General features: G+C 57.7%; 3 protein-coding genes and 1 pseudogene (1 of these 4 running past the window's edge). All 4 read left to right on the top strand.

The window, feature by feature from the left end:
• Positions 1-634, top strand: a pseudogene (gene fadB / locus ACIPL2_RS05280) (fatty acid oxidation complex subunit alpha FadB) (it extends 1478 nt beyond the left edge of the window).
• A gap of 29 nt (positions 635-663) precedes the next feature.
• Positions 664-1839, top strand: a complete 1176-nt coding sequence (gene fadA / locus ACIPL2_RS05275) for an acetyl-CoA C-acyltransferase FadA (RefSeq protein WP_008028488.1) — start codon at positions 664-666, stop codon at positions 1837-1839.
• A 99-nt stretch (positions 1840-1938) separates the two neighbouring features.
• Positions 1939-2175: a DUF1653 domain-containing protein gene (locus ACIPL2_RS05270; protein ID WP_401353666.1), complete on the top strand. Its 237-nt coding sequence runs from the start codon at positions 1939-1941 to the stop codon at positions 2173-2175.
• A 114-nt stretch (positions 2176-2289) separates the two neighbouring features.
• A partial coding sequence (locus ACIPL2_RS05265; RefSeq protein ID WP_401353664.1) for a toprim domain-containing protein occupies positions 2290-2641 on the top strand: 352 nt, incomplete at its 3' end.

Raw genomic sequence — 2641 nt, 5'->3', positions numbered from 1 at the left:
CCCGTACTTCGGCGGTTTCGCCAAGCTGGTCAGCGCCGGTGTGGACTTCGTCCGTATCGACAAGGTCATGGAAAAATTCGGCTGGCCAATGGGCCCGGCGTACCTGATGGACGTGGTCGGCATCGACACCGGCCACCACGGTCGTGACGTGATGGCTGAAGGCTTCCCGGACCGCATGAAAGACGACCGTCGTTCGGCTGTCGACGTGCTTTACGAAGCCAAGCGCCTGGGCCAGAAGAACGGCAAGGGCTTCTACGCCTACGAGACCGACAAGAAGGGCAAGCAGAAGAAAGTGGCCGATCCGTCGGTACTGGAAGTGCTCAAGCCAATCATTTTTGAACAGCGCGAAGTCACCGACGAAGACATCATCAACTGGATGATGATCCCGCTTTGCCTGGAAACCGTACGTTGCCTGGAAGACGGCATCGTCGAAACCGCTGCCGAAGCCGACATGGGCCTGGTCTACGGTATTGGTTTCCCTCCATTCCGTGGCGGTGCGCTGCGCTACATCGATTCGCTCGGTGTGGCAGAGTTCGTTGCCCTGGCTGACCAGTACGCTGATTTGGGCGCGCTGTACCACCCGACCGCGAAGCTGCGCGAAATGGCCAAAAACGGCCAGAGCTTCTTCGGTTAAGCGCCCCCAACTAGAGTGAGAGTGACTATATGAGCTTGAATCCTAGAGACGTCGTGATTGTCGACTTCGGTCGTACTCCGATGGGCCGCTCCAAGGGCGGCATGCACCGCAACACCCGCGCCGAAGACATGTCGGCGCACCTGATCAGCAAATTGCTGGAACGTAACGTCAAGGTCGACCCGAACGAAGTCGAAGACGTGATCTGGGGCTGTGTGAACCAGACCCTGGAGCAGGGCTGGAACATCGCCCGCATGGCGTCCCTGATGACTCAGATCCCGCACACCGCTGCCGGTCAGACCGTCAGCCGCCTGTGTGGCTCGTCGATGAGTGCCCTGCACACTGCTGCGCAAGCGATCATGACCGGTAACGGTGACGTGTTCGTCGTCGGCGGCGTCGAGCATATGGGCCACGTGAGCATGATGCACGGTGTCGATCCGAACCCGCACATGTCCCTGTACGCGGCGAAAGCCTCGGGCATGATGGGCCTGACCGCGGAAATGCTCGGCAAAATGCACGGCATCACTCGCGAACAACAGGACGCTTTCGGCGTGCGTTCCCACCAACTCGCCCACAAGGCGACCGTGGAAGGCAAGTTCAAAGACGAAATCATCCCGATGCAGGGCTATGACGAGAACGGTTTCCTGAAACTGTTCGACTACGACGAAACCATTCGTCCGGAAACTACCCTGGAAAGTCTGGCGGCTCTCAAGCCTGCTTTCAATCCAAAGGGTGGCACCGTGACAGCGGGTACTTCGTCGCAGATCACCGACGGTGCTTCGTGCATGATCGTGATGTCGGCGCAACGTGCTCAGGACCTGGGCATCCAGCCTCTGGCGGTGATTCGTTCGATGGCAGTGGCCGGTGTGGATCCGGCAATTATGGGTTATGGTCCAGTACCGGCGACCCAGAAAGCACTGAAGCGCGCGGGTCTTGGCATTAACGATATCGACTTCTTCGAGCTCAACGAAGCTTTCGCCGCACAGGCGCTGCCAGTGCTGAAAGATTTGAAAGTGCTCGACAAGATGAACGAGAAGGTTAACCTGCACGGCGGCGCAATTGCCCTGGGTCACCCGTTCGGTTGCTCCGGTGCGCGGATCTCCGGCACTCTGTTGAACGTGATGAAGCAAAATGGCGGCACCTTCGGGGTAGCCACCATGTGCATTGGTCTCGGCCAAGGCATCTCCACCGTCTTCGAACGCGTTTAAGCGTCTCGTTGACGGAAGCCGGGGCCAAGTGCCCCGGTTTTTGTTTTTCCGGATTTATTTTTGTTTTTATTTTGAAAAGATTTGAGTGAGGGCCAAACCATGCCGATACAACCTGGAATCTACCGACATTACAAAGGTCCGGAGTACCGAGTGTTCGGCGTTGCGAAGCATTCGGAAACCGAGGAAGAAGTCGTCTTTTACCAAGCCCTGTATGACGATTACGGCTTTTGGGTGCGGCCCTTGAGCATGTTCCTGGAGTCGGTCGAGGTTGACGGCGAACAGGTGCCACGCTTTGCTTTGGTGCAAGCCCAAGAGAGCCTTTTTTCCAAGCCATAAGCTGAGTGCGCGCAAAACCCTGCGCTTGACCTCACCTTGTAGCCACTATATATAGCGGTGCCGCGTCAGGCGCCAACCGCCTTTCACTTCTAGAATTCAGGAATTTTCTGATCCATGGGCAAATCGCTGGTCATTGTGGAATCCCCGGCTAAGGCCAAGACCATCAACAAGTATCTGGGTAACCAATACGTGGTGAAGTCGAGTATCGGCCATATCCGAGACCTGCCCACCAGCGGTTCGGCTAGCGCCAGCAAAGAGCCAGCCGCCAAGCGCGGCAAGGCCGCCGCGGGTGAAGGTCCGGTGCTCACGCCGAAAGAGAAAGCGCGCAAGCAGCTGGTCTCGCGCATGGGTGTCGATCCCGATCATGGCTGGAAAGCCAAGTACGAGATCCTCCCGGGCAAGGAAAAGGTCATCGAAGAGCTGCGCCGGCTCGCCAAAGATGCTGACACCATCTATCTCGCAACCG

Origin of the sequence: Pseudomonas sp. NPDC086251 (assembly GCF_044746405.1) — a bacterium.
In the GTDB taxonomy this organism is placed as follows: Bacteria; Pseudomonadota; Gammaproteobacteria; order Pseudomonadales; family Pseudomonadaceae; genus Aquipseudomonas.
This window is presented reverse-complemented; position numbering and strand designations above follow the sequence as displayed.